Source organism: Salinispira pacifica, from assembly GCF_000507245.1.
Classification (GTDB): Bacteria; Spirochaetota; Spirochaetia; order DSM-27196; family Salinispiraceae; genus Salinispira; species Salinispira pacifica.
In genome coordinates this window covers 3,490,766-3,514,989 of record NC_023035.1, presented here as the reverse complement: position 1 = coordinate 3,514,989, position 24,224 = coordinate 3,490,766, and the positions used below count along the sequence as shown (strand labels likewise).

Genomic DNA, 24,224 nt, shown 5'->3' with positions numbered 1-24,224 from the left:
TTACAGGATGAAAGCGCCCTCACCCCAGCCCCAGCTTTTTCAGCTGGTCCCGTTCTTCTTTCCGGGCGACATATTCGTGTTTTTTCTGACTGGCGTTGTGGAGGTTGCCTTTTACTGCCGCAACTTCATTTTTGACGCCGCGGATTTTGTCCCGCTCGTAGCGGCTCACTTCGGTTTTGAAGAAGGTGTCCAGGGCGTCCAGGGTTTTGTTGATCTCCGAGACATCCCGGGTTGCCCGGTCAAGATAGGAGAATACCTGGTCCTCATCGGCGTTCATCAATTTCTGGTAGAGGGCGGAACCTTTGGACAGCAAGCCGTTGAGGTTCTTTGTTTTTTTGGCTGCGCTGGATATGAAGGACTCAAAATCCAGGTTCTTGGTGATATGGACGGAGGTTGCCGGATCGATCACCTCGATTTCATAAATGGTACGCTCTTCCTTGCCGCTGGTGAGCTGAATGACCCAGAGTTTGAACTTTTCCATGAAGGTTCGGGGGCGGTTTTCGATTACCTGGGAATTGCTGCGCATTTTGTCCAGCGCCGTGTCGATGTGGCGGGTGGAGTTGGCCAGAATGCGCAGGGCGTCGATGATCAGCGGTTTCAGGTTGGCCTGGGCGTTTGAGTCGCCTGACTGCTTTTTCTGCACCGCCACCTTTTTCAGCACTGCCTGCTGTTTGGTTTCGGCCGTTTCCCCGAAGCTTTCTTCATGAATTTCTTCTATCAGTTCGGGGTAGAAGGGCAGGGGACCTTTTTGCCGCTGAAACTCTTTCTTCAGCTCCTTGATGAATATCTCCCTGGGGACGGAGTTTCCCAGGTCCAGATTTTCCATGATGTTTTCCCTCACCTGGAGCTTGTATTCTTCCCTCTTGAACTGGGAGAGTTCCTTGAGCTGTTTTTCCAGCTTTTTGTGGATATCCGAAAGCTGATTCAGACTGGACTGAATTGCGCCGACGGAGAGGGTGTCCGAACCTTTTTTGACTTTATCTATTACAACAGCCAGGGCCCTGGTGGTGTTCTTGGTGGAATTTGTTGAAAAATCGGCAAAGCGGATGAAGTTCAACAGAGTGTGCAGTTTTTTCACCTGCTTCAGATCGATGGCCTCAAGGGTGAAGGAGCTGTAGTTGTTCAGGAAGTCGAGAACCGAAAGATATTCCGAGAGTCGAATGCTCAGTTCATCATCCTTGTAGCTGTCGCCGAAGGGAGCGTCTTTGGGAGAAGTAATATCGCTGACGTGATGTTCTTTTTTATACGGGTCTTCCCGAAGAAGTCCTTTCTTGAGGAGCAGGGAGTAGATGGAGTCGACGTTGGTCTGATAACTCCGCCAGTTCTCCTTCATTTCCGAGATGAGCTGTTGTGAGAGCTGGACTGCCCGGGCCTGAATACCTTCCCTGAGCTGCAGCTGAAAATTGTTTGTATCCGACATATCAATTACAAGTATACCGAAATTCGGAGAAAATGAAATCCCGAAGCTGAATTATCCGGTAAGAGAGATGTGAAGAACCAGGAAAAAGCGGGGAATTTCGCCATATGCCTGAAAAACCGGAGCAGGGACCGGACTCAATGTCTCCAAATCCTCCTTCTGACGGCTGTGTGGGTCTTGAATTCCTGCAGTCTTTCCCGGCCCACGGCATTTCCCTCTCCTGAAGAGATTCTTCCGGAACATCTGTCTGGTCTTGAAAATGTAGAGATTCGCCTGCTCAGGGCAGAGGGAGGCATGCGGCTCTATGCCCTGGAATGGCTGGGCGAAGCGCTGCGCCCGGCGGCCTGGACCTCCTGGAGCGGCTTCTCCGCCTCCGGCGAGTCGGCGCCGGGTGTGGAGCTGGTATTTTCCCGCTTCGACCCGCTGCCGGCGGATCTGAACTACCGTCTCATCTGCGAAACCACCGCCTCCTGCGCCCACCCATGGGCCCTTGATCTCAGGTGGCTTGAAGACGGGCTTGTCACCGGCGAACTGATGCAGCCTGACGAGTATCTGGGCCCGGTGCGCAGGGTGCACTGCGATTTCGGAGATGCACTCTGGTACAGCTGGTACACCGCAGATACGGGCTGTTACAGCGGGCCGGAGATCCTGGAGATGGTTTCCGGACATCCCAGGAGGTTCATCGCCCCTTCCCGGCGCCTCATGAAAACCGTGGTGGTATGTGAAGACGGCAGGTTTGTGGAGCTGGATACTATCCTGCCCCGACGGGAGTGAAGAATACAGGTCGCTGTACGGAGAGTCCGGTTCCGTCCTGCCCAGCCCGGTCCCACTGGCCGGCGGGGGCGGGCAGACTGGAATGCCGGGGGGTGAAAATCTGCCCCGGAGCATTAGGCCGGGGCGGATTTATTGCGGCTGCTGTCAGGTAGCGACTCTTACAGCGACTTTTACGGGGCTGCGTTCAAGTGGCGACGATGTTCACCAGCTTGTCGGGAACAACGATCACCTTCCGGATGGTTTTGTCCCGAGTGAGTTCCCGGATCCGGTCGTTATCCACAGCCAGTTTCTCCAGTTCATCCTTGGGGAGGCCGGCGGATACGTCAAGTTTGGCCCGTACCTTTCCGTTCACCTGGACCACCAGGGTGATTTCATCATCCCGGGTGAGGGCTTCGTCATAGACCGGCCAGTCCTGCAGGGCGATGCTTTCCGTTTCACCTGTCATGGACCAGAGCTCCTCCGCCAGATGGGGGGCGTAGGGTCCCAGGAGCAGGACGAAATTTTTCCAGATGTTCAGGTTGATGCTTTCCTGCTTGTAGGCTTCATTGATGAATATCATCATCTGGCTGATGGCGGTATTGAAGCTCAGGCTTGAGGTATCTTCCCCCACCTTTTTGATGGTCTTGTGGAGCACCTTCTCAAGCTCGGGGTTTGATGAACCGGCGTTGATTTCCTTGTGGGCGGTGCGCCAGATTTTGTCCAGGAAGCGGTGAATCCCGATGAGCCCCTGGGTGGACCACGGCTTGGACTGCTCCAAGGGGCCCATGAACATCTCGTAAAGGCGCATGGAGTCGGCACCGTATTCCCGGATAATGTCATCAGGGTTGATCACATTCTTCAGGCTCTTGGACATCTTGGCCACCACCTGGGTCACCTTCGCTCCGGTGGCGGTCTCGATGAATTCACCCTGTTTCACTTCCTCCACTTCGTCTGTGGGCACCAGGGAGGAATCGTCCCGCTGATATGCATAGGAGGTGATCATCCCCTGATTCACCAGGCGCTGAAACGGTTCTTTGGTGTTTACCACGCCGATATCGTAGAGCACCTTGTGCCAGAATCGGGCATAGAGAAGATGCAGAACTGCGTGTTCCGTCCCGCCGACGTAGAGATCCACGGGCATCCAGTATTCGATTTTGTCTTTTGCAGCCAGTTCATCGTCGTTATGCGGATCGATGTAGCGGAGGTAATACCAGCAGCTTCCCGCCCACTGGGGCATGGTGTTGGTTTCCCGCTGACCGGGTTCGCCTGATGTGCCGGGAACGGGGGTGTTCACCCATTCCGGGACGTTTGCCAGGGGACTTTCGCCGGTACCCGAGGGCTTGTAGCTCTCCACCTCAGGAAGGGTGAGGGGGAGGTCGCTGGCGGGAACCGGGGTGAACTCTCCCTTCTGATCCTGAACAAGGGGGATGGGTTCGCCCCAGTAGCGCTGGCGGCTGAAAATCCAGTCCCTGAGTTTGTAATTCACCGCCCGTGTACCGGTGCCCTGTTCTTCCAGCCAGGTGATGATTCTGGATTTCGCCTGGTCGGTGGGAAGGCCGGTAATGAGGCCCGAGTTCACCGAGACGCCTTTTTCCGGAAAAACTTCCTCCATATCCCGGCGGTAGTCCTTCAGTGTTTCGGTACTTTGATCCTTCACCTCATCTTCCGGAGCCACAACACGTATGACGGGAAGCTCGAATTTCCGGGCGAATTCCCAGTCCCGTTCATCATGGCCGGGAACCGCCATGATTGCACCGGTTCCGTAGCTGATCAGGATGTAGTCTGATATCCAGATGGGGATGCGCTGATTGTTCACCGGATTGACGGCGTATGCGCCGGTGAAGACGCCGGTTTTGTCTTTGGCCAGGTCGGTGCGCTCAAGATCGCTTTTCAGGGCGGCTGTGCGGATGTACTCTTCCACCGCCTGGCGCTGTTCATCGCCGGTGATTTCGTGAACCAGCTGATGTTCCGGGGCCATAACCATGTAGGTTGCTCCGAAGAGGGTGTCCGGCCGGGTTGTGTATACTTCAAGGTGGCGGTCATGTCCGTCGATTTCGAAGCGGACGTTGGCGCCTTCGGATTTTCCGATCCAGTTGCGCTGCATGGTCTTCAGGGATTCAGGCCAGTCAAGCTCATCCAGGTCTTCAAGGAGCCGGTCTGCATACTTGGTGATCTTCAGCATCCACTGGCGGAGGGGTTTTCGCTCCACCGGATGCATACCCCGTTCGGAGCGGGGGCCGTCCGGGGTGGTGATCACCTCTTCGTTGGCAAGGACGGTTCCCAGCTTTTCACAGTACCACACGGGGATTTCGGCTACATAGGCCAGGTCCTTCTCCCAGAGTTTGAGGAAAATCCACTGGGTCCATTTATAGTACTCGGGACTGTGGGTGGATATTTCCCGGTCCCAGTCATAGCCGAATCCCAGCTGTTTCAGCTGGCGGCGGAATGTATCGATATTTGCTTCTGTGGTAATCCGCGGGTGAGTTCCGGTCTGCATGGCGTAGGTTTCCGCCGGCAGGCCGAAGCTGTCGAAGCCCATGGGATGCAGCACATTATGTCCGGTCATTCTGAGATACCGGGAATAGATGTCGGTTGCGGTGTATCCTTCGGGATGTCCCACATGAAGCCCCGAACCCGAGGGGTAGGGAAACATATCCAGCACGTATTTCCGTTTCTCAGGAGGATACGAGGGATCTTCCTTCACACGGTAGGTTTGATGCTCTTCCCAATAGGACTGCCACTTCTTTTCAATTTCACTGAACGGATACTTTTTCACGCTGAGATCCTTCGTACATACGGTAATTTTCTATGCTTTAATGTATGAAATTCGATAGATTCGGAAGGGTAATAGTAGCGTATGCATTTAAAAAATAAAACCCCCGGGTAAGGAGGTGAAACCCGGGGGCTGGAGTATCGATCATGGACAGAAGTGCCTAAGAATCACTCCGAAAAAAATGAAAGATACAAAAGATTGTGTACAGCTTGCTGAGAACATAAACACAATTTTTACATGAAGAAGTCCCTGTTTCCAGGGAATCCGCAATTTACAGGAAAGTGAAAAAAGTGTCAAGTAAAACGGGTTTAAATTTTTACTCTCTATGACTTTAGCCCATTTTTCCGGGCGTTTGATCAGCAGGGCGGAGCCGCTGCTGTGGAGGAAGCAGCTCCGGAGCGGGGCATCAGACCGGCTCTTCTTCCTCAGATTCCTGAATCCTCGGTAAATACCGCATATACTGGACCTGCTTGCTGCTCATTGATTGAATAACAAATGTTCCGATGCGGGTCTCGATTTTCTGACCGTTTACCGGCAGGCCTGCCAGCTGCTCCAGCACGTACCCGCTGACGGTTTCCGAGTTTCTGTCGTGGGGAATTTCTGTGCCGATTACGTCCTCCAGGACGTGGATGGGAGTGTCTCCCTGGATGCGGTACCAGCCTTCCTTGCTGCTTTTCAGGATTTTTGCTCCGTCGGGTTCTTCATCCTCGTCGTAGAGTTCGCCGATGATCTCTTCAACAAGGTCTTCCATGGTGACAATCCCTGCCAGACCGCCGTACTCGTCCAGGACCACCGCAAGATTCAGGATCTCCTCCTTCAGTCTGCGGAATACCCGGTGAATTCTCCAGGTTTCGGGAATGAACACCGGTTCGATGAGTACATCTGCCAGGGTTCCGTCGATCTCTCCCTTGGCGGAGAGGCGGATCAGGTCTTTTTCAAGCACCACGCCTACAATATTTTCTTCATGGCCTTCATAGACGGGGACCCGGCTGAAGCCCCGTTCGGCTATGCGGGGGAGAGCTTCCCTGATGGACAGCCCCTGTTCCAGGCTGAATACATTTTTCCTGTGGGTCATGATGGAGTGAACCGTCACATCGGAAAACCGGAAGACCGACTTCACCATTCTTGATTTGTAATTCTCCAGAATGCCGATGGTTTCCGCATGCTTCACCATGTGAAGAATGTTGTCCAGAGTGAAGTGGCTGCGCTTCTCCATGCTGCCGAAGCGGCTGAGAATACGGGAAAACCCGTTGATAAACCATATCACCGGCATGAACATCACCGAGAGCAGTTTGATCACATCGGCGGTATAGACGCAGATGAGCTCGTTATTTCTGATGGCGAACTGCTTGGGCAGTACTTCCCCGAATATCAGGATGAGCATGGTGAGGACACCGGTGGTTACCCCCAGGGCCGTGCTGCCGAACAGACGGATGGTGAGCTCCGAGGATATTACCGAGATGGCGATATTCACCAGATTGTTTCCGATGAGAATGGTTGTCAAAAGTTTGTCGGGGTGGAGGTGGAGGTTTTCAACAGTCTTTCCCCGCCGGGAGAAGCGTTTCTTCAGCCCCTGTATCTGCATAACCGTTAAACTGGTGAATGCCGTTTCGCTTGAGCTGAAAAATCCCGACAGGAAAAGCAGAACTAATAATCCGGCGAGGCTGGCGATCATCTGCCAGCCTCCGGAATCGATTCAGATTCGTTATTCAACGTCCAGGACATCCTTCATTGCCTTCAGCAGAGTGTCCTTGGGCAGAGCACCTGCAGCCATCTGGGGTTTATCGTCCACGGGGATGAACAGGAGAGAAGGAATACTCTGAATCCCGAATGCAGCGGAGAGTTCCTGTTCTTCATCGGTGTTCACCTTGTACACGTGGAGCTTTCCCTCGTACTCATTGGAAATTTCTTCCAGCACAGGGGCTACCATTTTACATGGACCGCACCAGTCTGCCCAGAAGTCTATGATAGCGGGAATTTCCCCTTCATATTTCCACTCTTTATTCTCTTCGTAGTTAAAGACCTTCTGAAGAAATGTTTCCTTGGTCAAATTCTCAGTCATGATTACATCCTTATATAGAGATTGTTATATATATAATATATAACAATTCGATACGGAAAAGTAAAGCTAGTTTTGCCCTTCAGGACCAATACTATCGAATTTAATCTGAATATTCACGCCCTCAGCAAGAAAATTCCCGAAAATCCCCTGAAGAGATTCTTTTGAACGGCTGCGCAGCTCATCTATTCGGGGCATATCAGCAATATTTGCCTGAACGAAGCCGGCGATTGCCTTCCAGTTTTCCTGATCCAGGCTGATATCAGGATAAGGATAGTTGCTGCTGGTGCTGTCCTCAATTCTGATATTCAGGATCCGGGGGTCGGGAAGGGTGATGCTCCAACTGTCCGCTTCTTCTTCTGTATCTCCGGGGATGAGCCGTATTTGGGGCTCCTGTTCCGAGAAGTCGATGCCGATCTCAAGAATGGCGGTGATAACCAGGAAGTCCCGGCGGCCTCCCAGGGGATCAAGCCCGGCATCTCTGGCAATGGTGTAGGCATCAAAATAGAGCAGCTGCCGGGGGCTGAGAACACTGCGGTAGTCTGTTTCCCCTGATCCGGGAACGGTGCTGTCCCGCAATGTGTCAAATATGCCGTTGAGGGAGATGTCCTCGGAAAAGTAATCCTGGGGAAATACCGTCTTGTAGATATATTCCACGGTTTGAACCCTGCTCAACTCCCGCATCTGTTCAAGAACCCCTTGGTGGCCTGTTGTCCGCCTCCGTTGCAGGGGAGACAGGGCCGATAGATCGATATAGGGTCCCACGAAAACGGGAGTGAACAGGGCGGCCGCTCCACCGGTCACCAGGGCGAAGAGCAGCAGCCAGAAGATGATTTTTCCGGCCAGACCGGCAAGGATGCGGCGCACGGGCCCGGATTTGCCGTTTTTCATTCGCCGCCCTCCGTATTTTCTTCCGGCCCCCGGGTCTGTTGAGGCTCAAGCGTATGAAAGCGGATTTCCAGGTTCAGCGGCGTGAGCATCTGTCTGATCAGCTCCCGTGCCTTACGCTCGGCCTGGGCGATAATTCCCCGTTCCACGGCGTCCATTTCCAGCTCGTTTTTCACGTCTCCCATGACATCCTGCACTTCCAGCCAGCTGATTGAACGGCCCTGCTCCCTGATGAAGTACTGATGAATGGTTGTCTCATCCACGTCGCTGTACAGAATTTCTCCCGGGGGAAGATGGATGTTCAGCACCTGACCCGGTCCCAGGGAGACCTCCAGTCTGTCCTGAAGATTCATTCCCGCCCTGACGGAAATATCAACAGAAAAAAGAATCCGGCGGTCATTCAGGGGAATAATGCCGAAAATACTGTTCTGCTCCCCGAAATACACCACCTCCCGATAGATAAATTCTGCGGTATGAAGGGTGAGTACCGAGGTGATGCTCTCCTCCGCCCGGGACTCAATCAGCTGAGCCCTGCCGGGGATGCATGATGTGAAAATCGGTACAGCCATGACAAGGATGAGAAAGAAGAGTACACTTCTGAGCTGTGTAAACCGGATTGCCGCTTGATGTATGGGGCCTGTCCGGGTGAAAATCGGCATTGGAATCCTTCCCCTGTCTATAAATCAGGCATAAGTATAGTATAGCATGGACGGTGATACAAAGGGATGGCTCTTCCTCCGGGGAAGAACCATGGCCGGAAACGTCCGGGGGATGATCCGGGGGGGATAATATGGAACAGAATTCCCATGACAGCTTTATGAATGGGGTGATGAATGGAGTGATTGATGAGGGGGAGGAGAACCCCGATCTGGTTTCCGGACAGGTGGAACTGATCAGGGAGGTTTTCAAGTACGCCAAACGCTTTTCCTCAAAACGCTTTGTCATTCAGATTACATCCGCCCTCATTGAACATCCGCTCTTTCCTTCCCTGATTCAGGATATTGCCACTCTTCACCAGGGGGGAATCCGGATCATTCTGGTTGCCGGAGCAGGCAGACGGATTGATGCGGTGCTCCGCCAGTTCAATATGGAACCGGAATTTGCCGGAGGTCTGAGAATCAGCCGTGAACCCATGCTTCCCCTCATTAAAATGGCAGCCTTCGATACCGCCAACCGGATGATGAGCGAACTTTCAAGCCACCAGGTCAGCAGCGTTATCGGCAACTGGGTCCGGGCCCGTGCCCTGGGGGTGGTGAACGGTACGGACTTCCACATGACTGGGACGGTTGAACGGATCAGCGCAGCCCAGATCGAACGGGTGCTGAACGACGATATTATTCCGATTCTCCCCTGTATCGGCTGGAACAATCTGGGGCAGGCCTACAACATTTCCAGCCTGGAACTGGCACGGCATCTTGCCTCCAATCTGAGGGCGGAGAAACTCTTTTATATTACCAGCGCTTTCCGGCTCAGCGAACGGGATTTCCGGTTCCGGGAGGAGGGGGTTGTGGTGAACAACGGGGCACTCACCAGGATGACTGCGGCGGGGGCCAGGAATTTTCTGGAAGATAATACCGGCCGTCTGGATGCGGTGGCGGGGGAAATTATCGTTCATGCCACGGAGGCGGTGAGCAGCGGGGTTGAACGGGTGCATATTCTCAACGGGAGCAGCGACGGTGTGCTGCTGAAGGAAACCTTCAGCACCAAGGGAAGCGGCGTGATGATTCATGCCGACCCCTTCGATGCCATCCGGCCCATGGAAGAGGCGGATGTGAGTCAGGTGCTCCGCCTGATGACGCCGGGAATTGAAGAGGGACAGCTTCTTCCCCGGGGGCGGCAGCAGCTTCTGGAGCAGCGGGGGGATTTTGTAGTCTATGTCACCGACGGCTCTGTGAGGGGCTGCGGTGCCCTGCACGAATATCCCGGAAAGCTGGGAGAAATTGCCGCAATGGCCGTTGACCCCGGATATAACCATCTGGGGATCGGCCAGAAAATTCTGCGCTATCTGATCCAGCGCTCAAGGGAGCAGAGTCTGAAGCAGATCTTCGCACTCACCACCCGTGCAAGCGACTGGTTCATGTCCCTGGGATTCAGAAAAGGGGATTTGAGTCATCTGCCGGAAGAAAAGCGGCTCAGCTACAATAAGGGAAGAAACAGCAGGATTTTCTACCTGCCGGTGGAATGATCCGCCGGGGGTATCAGACCGGGCGGCAGTCCAGAATTCTCTTGCCCAGAGCTTTGTGCTCCTCCATCTCCCGGTGAGCCTGTGCTGCTTCGGACAGGGGGTAAATTTGCTGAATGACCGGGAGAATATCCTCCGAGGCGCAGCCCTTTTCTATGGACCGGTGGATGCTCCGGTTGGCGTCGGGGCTGTTGCCCATGAGCACCACTCCCCGAATGTCCAGTTCTTTGCCCATGGTTTTACGGGGAACCAGCGATGTTTCTCCCCTGCTCCCGATAATCATCACCCGTCCCCCGGGGGCCAGCAGATCCAGATCCCTGTCCAGATTGATATCGGCCCGCATCTCCAGGATCAGGTCGAATCCTTCCGGACGCTGTGAACGGATTTCTTCACCATAGCCTTCCCTGCCATGATTAAATCTGTGTTCAACTCCCTGCTGGCGCAGAAGCTCAAGACCTTCGCTGCTTCCGGCGGTGGCCCATACTTCATTTCCCAGAAAACCGCACCACTGAATGGCGGCCATTCCCACGCCGCCGCTCCCGCCGTGGATGAACACACGGTCGGTGGGCAGAACCGATCCCCTGAACACCAGGGCACGGTAGGCGGTGAAATAATTCACAAACAGCCCCGCAGCCCGGCTGAGCTCCATTCCCCGGGGTACGGGAAACACCTGACTGCAGTCCGCAATGCACCAGCCCGCATATGTTCCGGTTCCGGACCATGCAACATAAACCGGATCACCGATGTTCAGGCCCGCTTCCAGCTGATCACTGCACCGGGGGCCGACGGCCTCAATATGTCCGGCCCCCTCAAACCCCGGGCAAAAGGGCAGATCGGGGGTGTAGCCCTGGCTTCCTGACCTGCGGTATCCGTCCACGGGATTCACTCCGGCGAACGAAAGTCTGACCAGCACCTCACCGGGCCCGGGTGCCGGCGGTTCCTGCTCCTGAAGGGTGAGAACTTCCGGTCCTCCGTAGGAGTTCACCATCATCCGGAAATTGCCGTTCTTTGCATTCATGTGCCGTCCTCCTGGGGTGGTTCAGTTTCTGCGCTCCCCACATATCTCCACACAGCATACCATACCGTAATGAGATCCGGAAACTGTTCAAAATTTCTGTACCCCCGGGGATGATGCGGGTAAAATGGCATCATTATGAGAACCAGCCTATCGTTAAACCAGGGGTGGAAATTCACCCCGGAATTTGCGTCCCATTCCGTTCCCGGAGAACTGAACACCGATTCCTGGGAATCCGTATGCCTGCCCCACAACCCGGTGGAACTTCCCTACAACGGGTTTGATGAACGGGACAGCCAGGTGCTGTGTGCATACTGGAGAACCCTGGAGGTTCCCCGTGAGTCCCGGGGACGGAGGACGCTGCTTCATTTTGAAGGGGTCATGCTAAGCTGTACCATCTGGGTGAACGGCACTCAGGCCGGTTCCCACGCAGGGGGCTACACTCCCTTCGATATTGATATCAGCTCCCACTGCAGCCCCGGGGAGCGCTGTGAAGTTCTGGTTGCCGTGGACTCCCGGGAAAACCAGAACATTCCCCCGTTCGGAAATGTGGTGGATTTTCTCAGCTACGGCGGCATATACCGGGATGTGGAACTGCATATCCGGGAATTTACCGGAATCACCGAACTGCGAATTTCGGATCAGTCCCTGAAGCTGAAAGACCGGCCGTCCCGGGCTGATGACCCCTGCCTTCAGGCTGACGGCAAACTGGAATTCCTGGCGGCAGTCTCTTCGGAAGCCGGGGGTGATAGCCTGACGGGAGCAAATCTGCTTATTGACCTGGAAGCGGATTCCGGAATTACCCATTCCCGCCGGATCGTGCTGGAACCTTCAATGATCAGTCCGGAAAACGCAGATGGGAATAGTACCGCATTCAGATTTTCCATTGAACTGGAAGACCTGCAGCTCTGGGATCCTGAACGACCCTTTCTCTATGATATGACCGCCCGGCTGGTATTGAGCGGGCATTCCAGGGACGGCAGTGTGACCGATACCCACCGTCAGCGCACCGGATTCCGGCTCATCGATTACCGGCCCGATGCCCTGTATTTGAACGGCAGAGCTTTCCCCGTTATCGGGCTGAACCGGCACCAGAGCTTCCCCCACGCCGGCTATGCCATGCCCGCCCGGGCCCAGCGGCGGGATGCCGATATACTCAAGCATGAACTGGCGGTCAATCTGGTGCGCACCAGTCATTATCCCCAGTCACAGCATTTTCTCCGGCGCTGTGATGAAATCGGGCTGCTGGTGATGGAGGAAATCCCCGGCTGGCAGTACATCGGCGATGAAGAGTGGAAAGAGCGCAGCCTTCGGGAGACCGGCGAAATGATCCGTGCCCACGCCCATCATCCGTCCATCATTATGTGGGGGGTGAGGATCAACGAAAGTCCCGACGACGACGGTTTCTATGCCCGCACCAATGCCCTGGCTGCGGGGCTGGACGCCACCAGGCCCCGGGGAGGGGTGAGAAATTTTGCCGGTTCCCGGCTGCTCGAGGATGTGTACACCTTCAATGAGTTCAACCACGACGGCAGCGCCCGGCCCATCCGGCCCCGGAAAAAAATTGCCGGGAAAAAGGTTCCGTTCCTGGTGACCGAACATAACGGGCATATGTACCCCACCAAGCGTTTTGATCAGGAGGAGCGGCTGGTGGAACACGCCCTGCGTCACGCCAGGGTAATGAACGCAGCCCTCACCCGGGGGGATGTGACCGGGGCCATCGGATGGTGCGCCTTTGACTACAACACCCACAAGGAGTTCGGAAGCGGTGACCGCATCTGTTATCACGGGGTGATGGATATGTTCCGGATCCCCAAATTCGCCGCCCATTTGTATAAGAGTCAGCGACACCCGGGGGTGCCGGCGGCAGACGGGGCGGTGATGGAGCCTTTGACCCACTTTGCCCTGGGCGAACGGGACGGCGCCAGAAGCTTTCCCATTTATGTGGCAACCAACTGTCAGAGCATCAGGGTTGAGCGTAACGGCGAATTTGTGGGGGAATTCTTTCCCTGCCGGGAGGAGTTTCCCGGGCTGGTACACCCTCCGGTGAAGATTCCCGAACTGGTGGGAAACCGTCTGGACGGGTACGGGTTCTCTGACAGGGATATCCGGAGGCTGAAAAAGATCCTGGCGCTTATTCTTGAGAAAGGAACCCCCGGACTCTCCCCGGTCCACTGGATTTCCATGGGGCTGATATTTCTGCGCAGGGGCATCAATTTTGTGGAGGCCGAGCGGATCTTCAACCGTGCAGCCACCGGCTGGGGGGAACCCCACCAGCAGTACCGCTTCACCGGCATGATGAACGGCGAGGCGGTAATAGAAGGAGAGTACGGGGACGGTGTGCCCCGGAAGCTTTCCGTGCGGGCGGATGACAGCGTTCTGAATTCCGGAGAGTGGGACTGTACGCGGATAGTCTGCAGGCTGGAGGACCGGTTCGGGAACATTACCCCATATGTGAACGAATATGTGCGGTTTGAACTTGACGGGCCGGGGCAGGTGATGGGTCCGGAACAGACCGCCCTGATCGGCGGGGCGATTGGGGTGTGGGTGCGCAGCCTGGGGGAAGCGGGGACCATCCGGTTCCGGGCTCATTGCGGGCGGTTCAGCTCCCGGCCCCTGGAGATTACCGTGGAGTAGCGGCTCTTACTGTGGGCCCTTAGTGTGGGATTGTGGGCCCTTACTGGAGGCCATTATTTTGGACAGGACCGGCTGCGCCGGACTATTCGGACTGTGCCGTGTGAAATTATCATTTGGCAGTCGGCGGTTTTTTCGGTATATTATCCTCGCAACCTCACACCTGCTTCTTTTCGGGAGAAGGTGAAGGGGATGCCCGCCGATGTACCCCGGCGGTTTCCTGCCGGACCCTGTCGGGATCCGGAATATTATCTTACATAAAGTTCACAGAAAGGAGAAGCAGGATGGCAACCCATCAGTTTCAAACAGAGGTAGGACAGCTACTTCACCTTATTACCCACTCCCTCTATTCCCACAAGGAGATATTTATCAGGGAGCTGGTATCCAACTCCTCCGACGCCCTGGATAAGCTGAAGTATTTGACCCTTACCGACGACAAGCTCAAGGAAATGAGCTTCGATCCGAAGATCCATATCAATTTTGAAGAAGGGGATGAGCCCCGGGTAATCGTCCAGGATAACGGTCTTGGTATGAACGATGCCGATCTTTCGGAAAACCTGGGCACCATTGCCAAGAGCGGAACCAAGGCATTTATCGGTCAGCTCACCGGCGACAGCAAAAAGGACAGCAACCTCATCGGACAGTTCGGTGTGGGTTTTTATTCCGCCTTTATGGTATCCGACAAAATTGACGTGTACAGCCGGAAGGTGGGCGAAGAGATCACCTGGCACTGGAGCAGTGACGGAAAGGGCGAGTTCACCATTGAAAAAGCCGGGGACGATGATGCAGAAGCCGACAAACTGGACGGACCGGGAACCCGGATTGTGTGTCATCTGAATGAAGAGGGCAAAGAGTTTGCCAACCGCTGGCAGATTCAGGAGGTGATCAAAAAGTACTCCAATCACATCGCCTTCACCATCTTCCTTACCTACGAAAAAACCAACTATGACGATAAGGGCGAAGAAACCGGCAAGGAAACCGTCACCGAGCAGGTGAACTCCGCAAACGCCCTGTGGAAGCGCAGCAAATCGGAGATCAGCGAAGAAGAGTACAAAGAGTTCTACAAGTCCATATCCCACGACGGCGGCGAACCCCTGTTCTGGCTTCACACCCAGGCCGAGGGAACTCTTGAGTACACAACCCTCTTTTATGTTCCCAAAACTGCTCCCTTCGACATGAACTATGCGGAATACAAACCGGGAGTGAAGCTGTATGTGCGACGGGTGTTTATTACCGACGACGAAAAAGAGCTTCTCCCTACATATCTGCGGTTCCTGAAAGGGGTGATCGACAGCGAGGATCTTCCCCTGAATGTGAGCCGGGAGATTCTTCAGCAGAACCGGATCATGACCAACATCCGCAACGCGTCGGTGAACAAGATCCTGGCGGAGTTCAAGCGGATTGCCCTGGAGGATCCCGACAGCTACAAAGAGTTTATCGAACAGTATAACCGGCCGCTGAAAGAGGGCCTGTACACCGATTACAGCCACAAGGAAGACCTGATGGAGCTGGTTCGCTTCAAGTCAACCAAGGCGGAAGGCTACACAAGCCTCGCCGAATACAGCGAACGGATGCTGCCCGACCAGAAGGCCATCTATTATATTACCGGCGACAAGGAATCCACCCTGCGCAACTCTCCCCTTCTCGAAGCATACAAGAAGAAGGATATTGAAGTTCTGATCATGGATGATGACATCGATGAGATTGTGGTTCCCGGTCTGATGAAGTACAAGGAAACCGATCTCAAGGCGGTGAACCGATCGGATGCCGGCGAGGATCTGAACGAAAAAGCCGACAAAAAGAAGGAAAAGGACACCAAACCGGTTGTTGAAAAGGTGCAGAAGGCCCTTGGCGATCGTGTGAAAGAAGTGAAGGTGTCTGTGCGCCTGGCCGACAGTCCCAGCTGTATAGTTGTGGATGAAAGCGATCCCACCTTCCAGATGCAGTCAATGATGAAAGCCATGGGGCAGGGAGCAGAGCTTCCCGAAATCAAACCCATTCTTGAAATCAATCCCGATCATGAGATCGTACAGAAGCTGAAAGACCTGGATGACGAAGAACGGGTGTCGGATATTTCTTCACTGCTTCTGGATCAGGCTCTCCTGGTTGAAGGAATTCAGCTGAAGGACCCTGCGGATTTCGTGAAGAAGCTGAACCGCATTATGGGCGGCGCATTCTGAAGATGATCCTGAAGAAGATCCTGAAAATGACCTGCCGCCATTAGCAAAACAGACCCCGGAGGATAATCCTTCCGGGGTTTTTTTGAATCTGTGTTGATGTTTCCATCGTTTGGAGCCGGCCCTATTCCCGGATCTTTCTGCTCATGAAATAGCCGTGAATGTAGGTTCCGATGAAAAAGCCCAGAATTGTGAACAGCGTACCCAGCTTTCCTTCACCCAGCATGGCCAAAGCCGTACCGGGACATGCACCTGCCAGGCCCCAGCCCAGACCGAAAATGAGGGAACCGGGTACCAGCCCCTTTTTCCAGGGCTTGTGAGTATATGATGCAATCTGTCTGCTGATCAGGGTTTTGGCTTTCACCGCCTTGTAGATCTGATTTCCCAGAAACCCGATGCCTGCGGCGGTGACAATCACCCACAGCAGCTGGAGATCCTGGAAGAGGAAGAGTTTGGGATAAAAATCGTAGGTTGTGGCGCCGGCCCTGCTGAGAAGAAACCCGAAGAGGGCTCCCAGACCGATAAACAGCAGCCGTCCCGCCACACTTTTTCCGGAAACCGCCCGGTCCGCCCGGGGATTAACATGATTCTGAATTGTAGCATCTGCCATGGTATTGCCTCCTGAATATCAGCCCAGAGCGGGCAGAATGGTGAAAAGAAACTGGACGATAATTATTCCTCCGGCGAAGAACCCCGCAGATGCGGCGATGCTGGGAGGATTAAGCTGGGCCAGACCGCTGATGGAATGGCCCGAAGTGCACCCGCCGGCCATTCTGCTGCCCAGACCGATGAGAATTCCGCCTCCTGTGAGGACCAGACCCTTCAACCAGAGAGGATCGGGTAGTACCGACTCGTACATCTCTCCCATGTTGAAGCTTGCCACCATGGGCTGGGGGCTGGTCAGGGCGGCGATTACTCCTCCCAGGGGAATCCCGATAATGAACCAGAGCCTCCAGTTGAAGTTATCCTCATATTTTCCCCGGTGGAAAAAGGGCAGTCGGGAGAAAAACCCGCACACATTGCCGAAGGCGGTACTTACGCCCAGGGGGTGACCGGTGAGAATGAGCTGAAAAAGCAGATAGCTCCCGATGGCCAGTCCGCCGACCCAGCCCTGCCAAATTATAACCTGTGTGATTTCCTGCATGGATACCTCCTGTCAGCTCCCGGGAAAACCCGTTACACTATGGGTAATATACCCATTGCCCGGAGCAAACTCAAGTAACCCGACATGAAAACTTGACAATATTCGCAGCGCCGGGCCAACCGGCTGAAGATGGGTAATTATATGTGTGGGGGAAATACATGGCTGAAGCTCTTCTTAGACTTCTGGGACTTACGCTTCTGGGATATATCATTTTCAAGCCCCGGGTGATCTATCGTCGGGTGCTGCCGCCGTTCACCTTCATAATGATCAACATCATGTTTCCTCTCTATTCGATCACCCGTTACGGGATGAACTGGGAGGATGCGGTTTCGGCGGGCCCGTTTTGGCTGATTCTGTTTTTTATGCTGGGGGTTTCCACTCTTGCCCTTCAATACGGCGGTGTCAGACTGCTGTTGAAATGGAATGTCTTTCCCGGGCTAAGGGAAGAAAACCGTTCAGAGTTTATTCTCCTGTTTGCAGTTCATAATGCCGGCTACATTCCCCTGCCCATCCTCCAGGTGCTGGCTCCCCCTGCGGTTACCGTGTACATGTTTTCTTACATCCTGGCTTTTCAGCTGATTTTCTGGAGCTTTGTGATCAGTATTATCACTTCAGATAGCGGAGAGGGTATAAAAATCCGCATAAAGCCCAACATGCCGTTGGCCGGGCTTCTCACGGGATTGCTTCTGGCCTCCACCGGTCTGTACGGTCACATTCCCGAAATTTTGCGGAACGGCGGGGAGTTTATCTCCGCCTACGCAATGGATGGAATTCTGATTGTACTGGGGGGAATACTTGCGGGAATTCCCCACGATAAGCTGCGGGCCCACCGGGAATTTGTGCCCTTTGTAATATGGCGGCAGATCATCTGGCCCGGGGGCGCATTGGTACTGATGGTTCTGTTCAGACTGGCGGTTCAGGGGGGAGGATTATTCCCGGGAACGCCCATCACCCTTTCGGACAGCTGGAGGTGGCTGCAGCTGGTTGTGGTGCTGGAGGCTGCTGCTCCCCCGGGAACCAATCTCGGGATAGTGATCAAGGCCTTTGGAAGCCGGGAGCAGCTGAACTATGCGGGAAGCGGTCTGATTGCCAGCTACGCTGCTGCTGCTCTTTTTCTGCCCCTGTATGTATGGCTGGCTCTCACCATATAATGCTCAGATAGCTGAGTGTGTGGGGCATTTTTTCAGCGAAAGAGGAGAATCTCCCAGCCGTTGCGCTTTGCTTTCCTGCGCAGCAGGATATCAGGGTTGGTGGCTACGGGGTATCCCACTCTGATCATCATTCCAAGATCCATAATGCTGTCGGTAAAGAATGCCGCCGAGCTGTTGGGAATTCGCCGGTCCTTTAACAGCTTTGCGGCACGGTGCAGCTTTTCCAGGCCGATGCAGTGCCTGCCCTCAACCCTGCCGGTGCACAGACCTTTTTCATAGCCCAGGTGGGTTGTGAGCACATGGGATGAGGGTATGTGGAGGAAGGCTGCCAGGGGAGAAATGAGGAAATCCAGGGAGGCTGTGGCCAGTATCACCAGACAGCCCCGGGATTGAAGCTCCCTGATCAGGGCAATTGCTTCAGGATATATCCCCTTCACCATGTAGCGGAGGAACACTTCTTCGGCAAGCTCATCCAGCAGTTCCCGGGACATTCCTTCGAGAAATGGCAGGTGGCTGGGGAGATTTTCGGAGTTTGCCAGCCCCAGCCTGGCCTGCAGGTGGAGCTTTGCAGATGCAAGAAGCTGCATGGGATGCAGCAGTTTGTTTCGGATGGCAGTCTTGGCGAAGGCGATGGTGCTTGAGTGCTTGAGAATGGTGTAATCCACGTCGAACACCGCAGCCCGGGCCTGCAACGCATTCAGATCCGAGAAGGGTGCTGTGGAAAAACCTCTATTCATCAAGTACTGATGTCCTTTTCCCATCCTGCCGGGATGTTACATTCTCAAGTATAGTGAAAAATCCCGGAAATGTTACCGATGCGGCTTCCGCAGTACTGATTTGCATGTCTCCGTCGCTGGCCAGTCCTGCAACTGCACAGGCCATGACGATACGGTGATCATGATGTCCGTCCACCTGAGCTCCACGGGGACGGCCTCCTTCAATGGTGAGACCGTCCTCCTGCTGGCTGCAGGTTATGCCCATTTTTTTCAGTTCACGGTCCATGCAGTCGATACGGTCGGTTTCCTTCAGCCGTGCCTGGGGGACGTTTGTGAACCGGGTGGTTCCCTGGGCGAATGCGGCGGTCACTGCCAGGGCGGGCAGGGCGTCGGGTATGGCATTAATATCGAAATCTCCGCCCCGCAGCCGTTCTCCCTTTTCGGGGTCCGGTCCGCTGATCAGGATTCCGTCGTCCGTTACATCAACACTGCATCCCATCTCCCGGAGAACGGAAAACACCGCCTTATCTCCCTGGCTGTCGTTCATATCAAGGCCCTTGAGCAAAAGAGTGCTTCCGGTTATTGCAGCGGCGCAGGCAAAAAACGTTGCGCTTGAAAAATCACCGGGAACCGCCTTCTCAAACGGCCTGTAGCTCTGACCTCCGGGGATGCGAATCTGCTCCCATTCCCGGTTTTCAAATTCAATCCCCTGTTCTTCAAGCCAGGACTGGGTCATTTCCGCATAGGGCCTCTCGTGAAGCAGGGTGATGCGGATATCAGCAAGGCTGCCCGGGGGCATGAGGGGGGCAGCCAGAAGCAGGCTGGATAAGTACTGGCTGGTGGGACAGGCGATTTCCGCAGTTCCCCCGGTCAAGGGACCGGAAACAATAAATGGTGCTGCATCCGCATTCCGGGTAGTCCGGGCCTGTCCTCCCAGATCGTTGATGGCATTCAGCAGAGGACGGATTGGCCGGGCCCGGATCTGTTCATCTCCGGTGAACACGGTAATTCCCGGGGAGAGGGCGGCAATTCCCGCAGCCAGATACAGAGTGGTTCCCGAATTACCCACATCCAGCACATCCGCAGGCGCTTCAGCAAGAATGCCGGATGTTTTGTGACCCACACCCCGAACCTTCAATGCCCTTGCGTAGCCAAGGGCCCCGTTCGGCAGCTCTTCCACTTCCGCCCCGAAAGCCCGGACCGCATGAATGCAGGAAACCGCATCCTTGCTGTCCAGTGGATTCGCAATAATGCTCTCGCCATCCGCCAGGGCGGCAATCAGGAGGGCTCTGATGGTGTGGGATTTGGATGCGGGGACAATAACCTCGCCGGAGGGCTGTGCGTTATGTATATGCGCTATCATGGAAACATCCTGTAGAAATGGAGTGAAGCCTATTGTATCAGATTGGCCAGTTTGGTAAATACATCCCGGGATTCAGGAAGAAAGTCCGCCGCCATAAATACATGAAACGCACTGGTATATTCAAAGTATTGTACAGGCGTTCCCGAAGAGGCGAGTATTCGGGCTGCCAACCGACTATCCGGCCATAAAATATCAGCAGTACCCTGAAAAACATACACCGGCCCAAGGGGAGGAAATTCTGAATACAGAGGGCTTACCAGGGGATTTTTTGGATCTGCAGATCCTGCCAACCACTTCCCGAATGCCTTTAGTGCCGGGACGCTCAGCATTAAATCATCTTCTTCAATATCAGCAATTTTTTGGTTGGACATACTAATATCGAGCCAGGGAGAAAAAAGAATTATCCCTTCAGGAACATTTCCCAGGTCTTTTTCTGTAGAACGGACCGCCATTGTAAGGGCGATTCCTCCTCCCGCCGAATCCCCGGCATACCACACAGGGGAATTCGCTTTCTTCGATATCTCTGCGTAAGCAATGTCAAGGAATCTATATGCGTCAAGGTGATCATATTCCGGTGCCAGGGGATAGATAGGAATGAAGATCTCTGCATTCATGCTTTCGGAAATATTTGATACGATGCTCCAATGAACGGTATCAAGGGGTTTGGCGTATGCGCCTCCGTGATTATACACAACACTCAGAGAGGGGCTTCTGTGTAATGGATCAAGATGATAATACCACCCGCCGTTAAGCCGGTGAAAACTGATTAGATATTCATTATCCATATTGGTTGGAAGATCCGCAGGCTGGGGGGGAGGCCGTTGAAGAATTTCCTGCATATGAGATTCGTAATGCCGGGCAGACAGGGGCGATCTCATGAGACGGAGAATTAGTTTTGAGAAGGCCATGGCAGCGCTGGGACGAACTGTGACTTTCTGAAAGGAAGAATGTGCGTGCCCATCTGTTGAGTTCTGTTCAGATTGTGTTGCAGTTTCCACTGTTGCTGCTGTTGAACAGGATACTGTTAAGCTCATGATTACCAGTAAAACCACAAGTCCTGGTATGGAGAAGTATCTCAAATATAATCCTTGTAACCAGCGTCGGTGACTTTTATATGGTGCTCCACCCATTCCTGAATGAAATCGAGAATCTCCACCGTAAGATACTTATTCCCCGACTTGAAACGCTTCAGATATTCCTCCACACGTTCCATCAGCCGACGGTGCTCTTCCATATGGGCATCTTTTTCCGGGTAATCGCTGATCCTGAAGAGTGCTTCCTCGCTGCGGAAGTGCATTTCGATATAATCGTTGAGATTATCCAGCACAAACGAGATGCTTTCCTGTCCTCTTCCGTTCTCAAGTGCCCGGTGGAAATCGTTAACCAGATCAATCAGTCTGCGGTGCTGGGTGTCGATTATGGGATTTCCCACACTCATGTCGTCGGTCCATTCAAGCAGGGCCATAGATTTCTCCTGAGGGATAACATGCTGTTACCCGAATGAGGGATTTCCATCAGTATATGGGGAAATGCGCTTATGGAAAAGAGCAGTACAGATACGGGAGCAGACATAAACTGGAGGATGATTTCCGGGAGGCTCAGATCTTGAGTTTTTCCGCCGCCTCACCGATACAGAAACTGAGGGAGTTCCCATGAAATTCACGATGATTCCACAGAAACAGATAATTCTGATATTCAGTTTGTTGATATGTATCCCGGGCGCCGCATCCGGCGAAGAGATTCTCAGCGAAGAGTTCGGCTGGGCCCAGAACCTCACCGAGACCTGGGAGCTGCTGGACTACGACGCGAACAACGGCATTGCATCCTTCTCGGACATGGAAGGGCATGCAATTTACCAGATCCTTCTGCGGGACCCCGACCAGGCCGGGGACGACGCCCCGGCCCTGGGCGCACAGATCGCCTCCCAGCTTGCGGGAACCGAAACTCCCGAAGCGGACACGGCCCCCTTCACATTTTCCGGCCATAACGCCGCCCTCACCGAGGCAAAGTGGACGGCAGGGAGCAACCCGGTGCACGGCTACATTGTCACTATTGACGATAAGCCCCTGGAGCCCGGTGCATCCCCGTATCCCTTCGATTATATTCTCATTGCATTCAGTCTGGAGGAGGAATTCAACCTCTACCATGACTTTATTCTCAGCAATCTCGACGGCTTCTCCCCCCTGGAGGAAGAAACCCCCATGCCCGGGGCAATCAGCCTGTTCATCCGCTCCAGCGGCGGGAGCCCGGCCGCTCCGCCCCGGCTGAATCCCGTGGAAAACCCCCGGCCCGGCATGAGTTCACAGCGGATGCAGCCCATGCTGAACCTGCCCCTGGAGCCCGGTTCCTCTGCGGATATAGAGGCCGCGGTGGCCGTCATAGACCGGGAAGCCCGGATCCTGAACCAGTTCGCCGAAGCGCCGGAGGAAACCCGGACGGCAGCCTGGCGGAGATTTTATCAGATGCTCTACAAGGACAGCTGGTACGACATGCGGAGTGCTGCAGAGGTGATTGCCGGCCGGCTTGAAGGACACGGGGTGATGCGCAGCGAGTGGCCGGGTGAAATACTCTCCTGGGTGCAGAACTTTGCGTACCGGCGCACCGGTTCGCTCAGCGATCTGGAGCCGGCCTGGGTGTGTATAACAGAAGAGTCCGGGGACTGCGACAGTCTGGGGCTTGCCTACATGGCCATTCTCGAGCATCTGGGCTTTGAGAGCGTTCTCATGATCAGCGAAAAGCACGGCCATTCCCTGGTGGGAGTTGATGTGAACGGGCCGGGAGCGCGGTTTCCTCACCGGGGAACCCAGTGGCTGGTGGCGGAGCTCACTGCAGATGTATCCATCGGCATGATCGCCGCCGACCAATCAAACCCCGAGGACTGGATGGGGTTTGATCTGGGGTTTCGGGCGGAGTAAATACGGTGATAGAAAGAGTTGGCAACAAAGCTCATCCACGGGAGAAAACCGTGCCGACAGCTATGAGCTACTGGTTTTGAAATTCAGTGGCAAATCCTTTAGCTGTCAGATCCGTGGTAGAGTAGCTATTAACCTTTGAATCGTTATCAGTAAGGTTCACATAGTTGATGATCCATGTTCCGGCATCAGACCCCTGGAGCACGGGTATATTCACTGTAAAGGTTCCGATGTACTCAACACCTGAATATCCAGTATTGAATGTGTGAACCGTGTTTGAAAAATCGGGATCGCCGTCCTGGGCTATTATCTCAATTTCAACTTTATATAGTTTGACATCATCATAGCTTCTAACTTCAATTGTAGCCGTGTCGTCTCCGGTGGAAGTATCAATTGTCGGAGTGAGTATTGCGAGATCGAGTATTTCTGGATCTTCGCTATCAGTATCCGGCTTCCAGCGGGCAAAGAGCTCAACATCACCATCCGGCATAACCAGCGTTGCATTTGCATGATAATGCTCCCCCTTACCATCGGACTGAGTATTCCAGCCAATAAACGAATACCCGCCGGATTTATACAAATCTCCGCTGCCTGATAATATTACCGCTTCGTCTTTTGCATACACGGTATTATCTTCAGGGGCAGTACCGGACGTGTTGCCATTTCCATAGTATGTGATGGAATATCCGCTGGAATTTGGTTTCCATTCAGCAAAAAGCGTTACATCTTCCGCCGGCATAATATATTCCGCTTCTAAATTATAATGGTCACCGCTACCATCTCCGGCGGTGGTCCATCCGTTCAGCGTGTATCCCGCTCGAGTCATTTGGCCGCCATCGGACAAGATGGCAATATCGCCTTCAGCATATGTTGAATCATCAGTAGGTATTTCCTCGCCCACATACCCGTTTCCGTCATAGGTAATGGTGTATGTGGGTGGAGAAAAAGGAGTATCGCATCCGATGAGTGCAAACAAAAGGAGTGAGAAACCTAAAAACAGGGCAAATCGTTTCATAGGATCCTCCGAAATTCTTTCGTAA

Annotated in this window: 20 protein-coding genes; 6 read left to right on the top strand and 14 right to left on the bottom strand. The window is 54.1% G+C overall.

The features are described 5' to 3' along the window. Window positions 1–19: 19 nt before the first annotated feature. On the bottom strand, window positions 20–1,420 hold the full coding sequence (locus L21SP2_RS15300; protein WP_024269489.1) for a TP0584 family protein: 1,401 nt from the start codon (window positions 1,418–1,420) through the stop codon (window positions 20–22). A gap of 69 nt (window positions 1,421–1,489) precedes the next feature. On the opposite strand from L21SP2_RS15300, the gene L21SP2_RS17660 reads away from it, so the two are divergent. Beyond that, complete coding sequence (locus L21SP2_RS17660; protein WP_053335724.1) at window positions 1,490–2,191, top strand: hypothetical protein; 702 nt, start codon at window positions 1,490–1,492, stop codon at window positions 2,189–2,191. A gap of 184 nt (window positions 2,192–2,375) precedes the next feature. Here the strand turns inward: L21SP2_RS17660 and leuS are convergent, their stop codons facing one another. From leuS to L21SP2_RS15265, 5 genes are all read right to left on the bottom strand, one after another. Beyond that, window positions 2,376–4,946, bottom strand: coding sequence for a leucine--tRNA ligase (gene leuS / locus L21SP2_RS15285; RefSeq protein WP_024269486.1), 2,571 nt, complete (start codon window positions 4,944–4,946; stop codon window positions 2,376–2,378). Window positions 4,947–5,349: 403 nt separating this feature from the next. Next, entirely contained in the window at window positions 5,350–6,618 is a 1,269-nt protein-coding gene (locus tag L21SP2_RS15280) for a hemolysin family protein (protein WP_024269485.1), read from the bottom strand. Between the two features lie 30 nt (window positions 6,619–6,648). Next, a complete protein-coding gene (gene trxA / locus L21SP2_RS15275) occupies window positions 6,649–7,005 on the bottom strand; it encodes a thioredoxin (RefSeq protein ID WP_024269484.1) in 357 nt (118 codons plus the stop codon). Window positions 7,006–7,071: 66 nt separating this feature from the next. Then, on the bottom strand, window positions 7,072–7,893 hold the full coding sequence (locus L21SP2_RS15270) for a DUF4230 domain-containing protein (protein ID WP_024269483.1): 822 nt from the start codon (window positions 7,891–7,893) through the stop codon (window positions 7,072–7,074). Next, window positions 7,890–8,459 (bottom strand): DUF4230 domain-containing protein, encoded by a 570-nt coding sequence (locus L21SP2_RS15265; protein WP_169730498.1) that lies wholly within the window; start codon window positions 8,457–8,459, stop codon window positions 7,890–7,892. Before L21SP2_RS15265 ends, L21SP2_RS15270 begins: the two co-directional genes overlap by 4 nt. Window positions 8,460–8,680: 221 nt before the next feature. Here L21SP2_RS15265 and argA point away from each other — a divergent pair, with 221 nt between their 5' ends. Continuing rightward, window positions 8,681–10,075, top strand: a complete 1,395-nt coding sequence (gene argA, locus L21SP2_RS15260) for an amino-acid N-acetyltransferase (protein ID WP_024269481.1) — start codon at window positions 8,681–8,683, stop codon at window positions 10,073–10,075. 13 nt (window positions 10,076–10,088) lie between these two features. Here argA and L21SP2_RS15255 read toward each other — a convergent pair whose 3' ends face one another. Continuing rightward, window positions 10,089–11,090, bottom strand: a complete 1,002-nt coding sequence (locus tag L21SP2_RS15255; RefSeq protein ID WP_024269480.1) for an NADPH:quinone reductase — start codon at window positions 11,088–11,090, stop codon at window positions 10,089–10,091. A 135-nt stretch (window positions 11,091–11,225) separates the two neighbouring features. Here L21SP2_RS15255 and L21SP2_RS15250 point away from each other — a divergent pair, with 135 nt between their 5' ends. Continuing rightward, on the top strand, window positions 11,226–13,724 hold the full coding sequence (locus tag L21SP2_RS15250) for a glycoside hydrolase family 2 protein (RefSeq protein ID WP_024269478.1): 2,499 nt from the start codon (window positions 11,226–11,228) through the stop codon (window positions 13,722–13,724). Window positions 13,725–14,005: 281 nt separating this feature from the next. Then, entirely contained in the window at window positions 14,006–15,901 is a 1,896-nt protein-coding gene (gene htpG, locus L21SP2_RS15245; protein WP_024269477.1) for a molecular chaperone HtpG, read from the top strand. Between the two features lie 121 nt (window positions 15,902–16,022). Here the strand turns inward: htpG and L21SP2_RS15240 are convergent, their stop codons facing one another. Both L21SP2_RS15240 and L21SP2_RS15235 read right to left on the bottom strand, forming a co-directional pair. Beyond that, entirely contained in the window at window positions 16,023–16,508 is a 486-nt protein-coding gene (locus tag L21SP2_RS15240; RefSeq protein ID WP_024269476.1) for a DUF6691 family protein, read from the bottom strand. Window positions 16,509–16,526: 18 nt separating this feature from the next. Further along, window positions 16,527–17,042, bottom strand: coding sequence for a YeeE/YedE family protein (locus L21SP2_RS15235; RefSeq protein WP_024269475.1), 516 nt, complete (start codon window positions 17,040–17,042; stop codon window positions 16,527–16,529). 158 nt (window positions 17,043–17,200) lie between these two features. Here L21SP2_RS15235 and L21SP2_RS15230 point away from each other — a divergent pair, with 158 nt between their 5' ends. Then, the gene (locus tag L21SP2_RS15230; protein WP_024269474.1) at window positions 17,201–18,193 is read left to right on the top strand and encodes an AEC family transporter; all 993 of its coding nucleotides are present in this window, start codon (window positions 17,201–17,203) and stop codon (window positions 18,191–18,193) included. A gap of 32 nt (window positions 18,194–18,225) precedes the next feature. Here the strand turns inward: L21SP2_RS15230 and L21SP2_RS15225 are convergent, their stop codons facing one another. From L21SP2_RS15225 to L21SP2_RS15210, 4 genes are all read right to left on the bottom strand, one after another. Further along, on the bottom strand, window positions 18,226–18,930 hold the full coding sequence (locus tag L21SP2_RS15225) for an HAD family hydrolase (RefSeq protein WP_041401710.1): 705 nt from the start codon (window positions 18,928–18,930) through the stop codon (window positions 18,226–18,228). Continuing rightward, on the bottom strand, window positions 18,923–20,272 hold the full coding sequence (gene aroA / locus L21SP2_RS15220; RefSeq protein WP_024269472.1) for a 3-phosphoshikimate 1-carboxyvinyltransferase: 1,350 nt from the start codon (window positions 20,270–20,272) through the stop codon (window positions 18,923–18,925). The genes L21SP2_RS15225 and aroA overlap by 8 nt, the downstream gene beginning before the upstream one ends. A 29-nt stretch (window positions 20,273–20,301) precedes the next feature. Beyond that, a complete protein-coding gene (locus tag L21SP2_RS15215; protein ID WP_053335723.1) occupies window positions 20,302–21,270 on the bottom strand; it encodes an alpha/beta hydrolase fold domain-containing protein in 969 nt (322 codons plus the stop codon). Between the two features lie 77 nt (window positions 21,271–21,347). Next, window positions 21,348–21,737, bottom strand: a complete 390-nt coding sequence (locus L21SP2_RS15210) for a bacteriohemerythrin (RefSeq protein WP_024269470.1) — start codon at window positions 21,735–21,737, stop codon at window positions 21,348–21,350. Window positions 21,738–21,924: 187 nt separating this feature from the next. On the opposite strand from L21SP2_RS15210, the gene L21SP2_RS17655 reads away from it, so the two are divergent. Beyond that, window positions 21,925–23,187, top strand: coding sequence for a hypothetical protein (locus tag L21SP2_RS17655; protein ID WP_053335722.1), 1,263 nt, complete (start codon window positions 21,925–21,927; stop codon window positions 23,185–23,187). 67 nt (window positions 23,188–23,254) lie between these two features. On the opposite strand, the gene L21SP2_RS15200 is transcribed toward L21SP2_RS17655, so the two are convergent. After that, window positions 23,255–24,199: an InlB B-repeat-containing protein gene (locus L21SP2_RS15200; protein ID WP_024269467.1), complete on the bottom strand. Its 945-nt coding sequence runs from the start codon at window positions 24,197–24,199 to the stop codon at window positions 23,255–23,257. Between the last annotated feature and the right edge of the window lie 25 nt (window positions 24,200–24,224).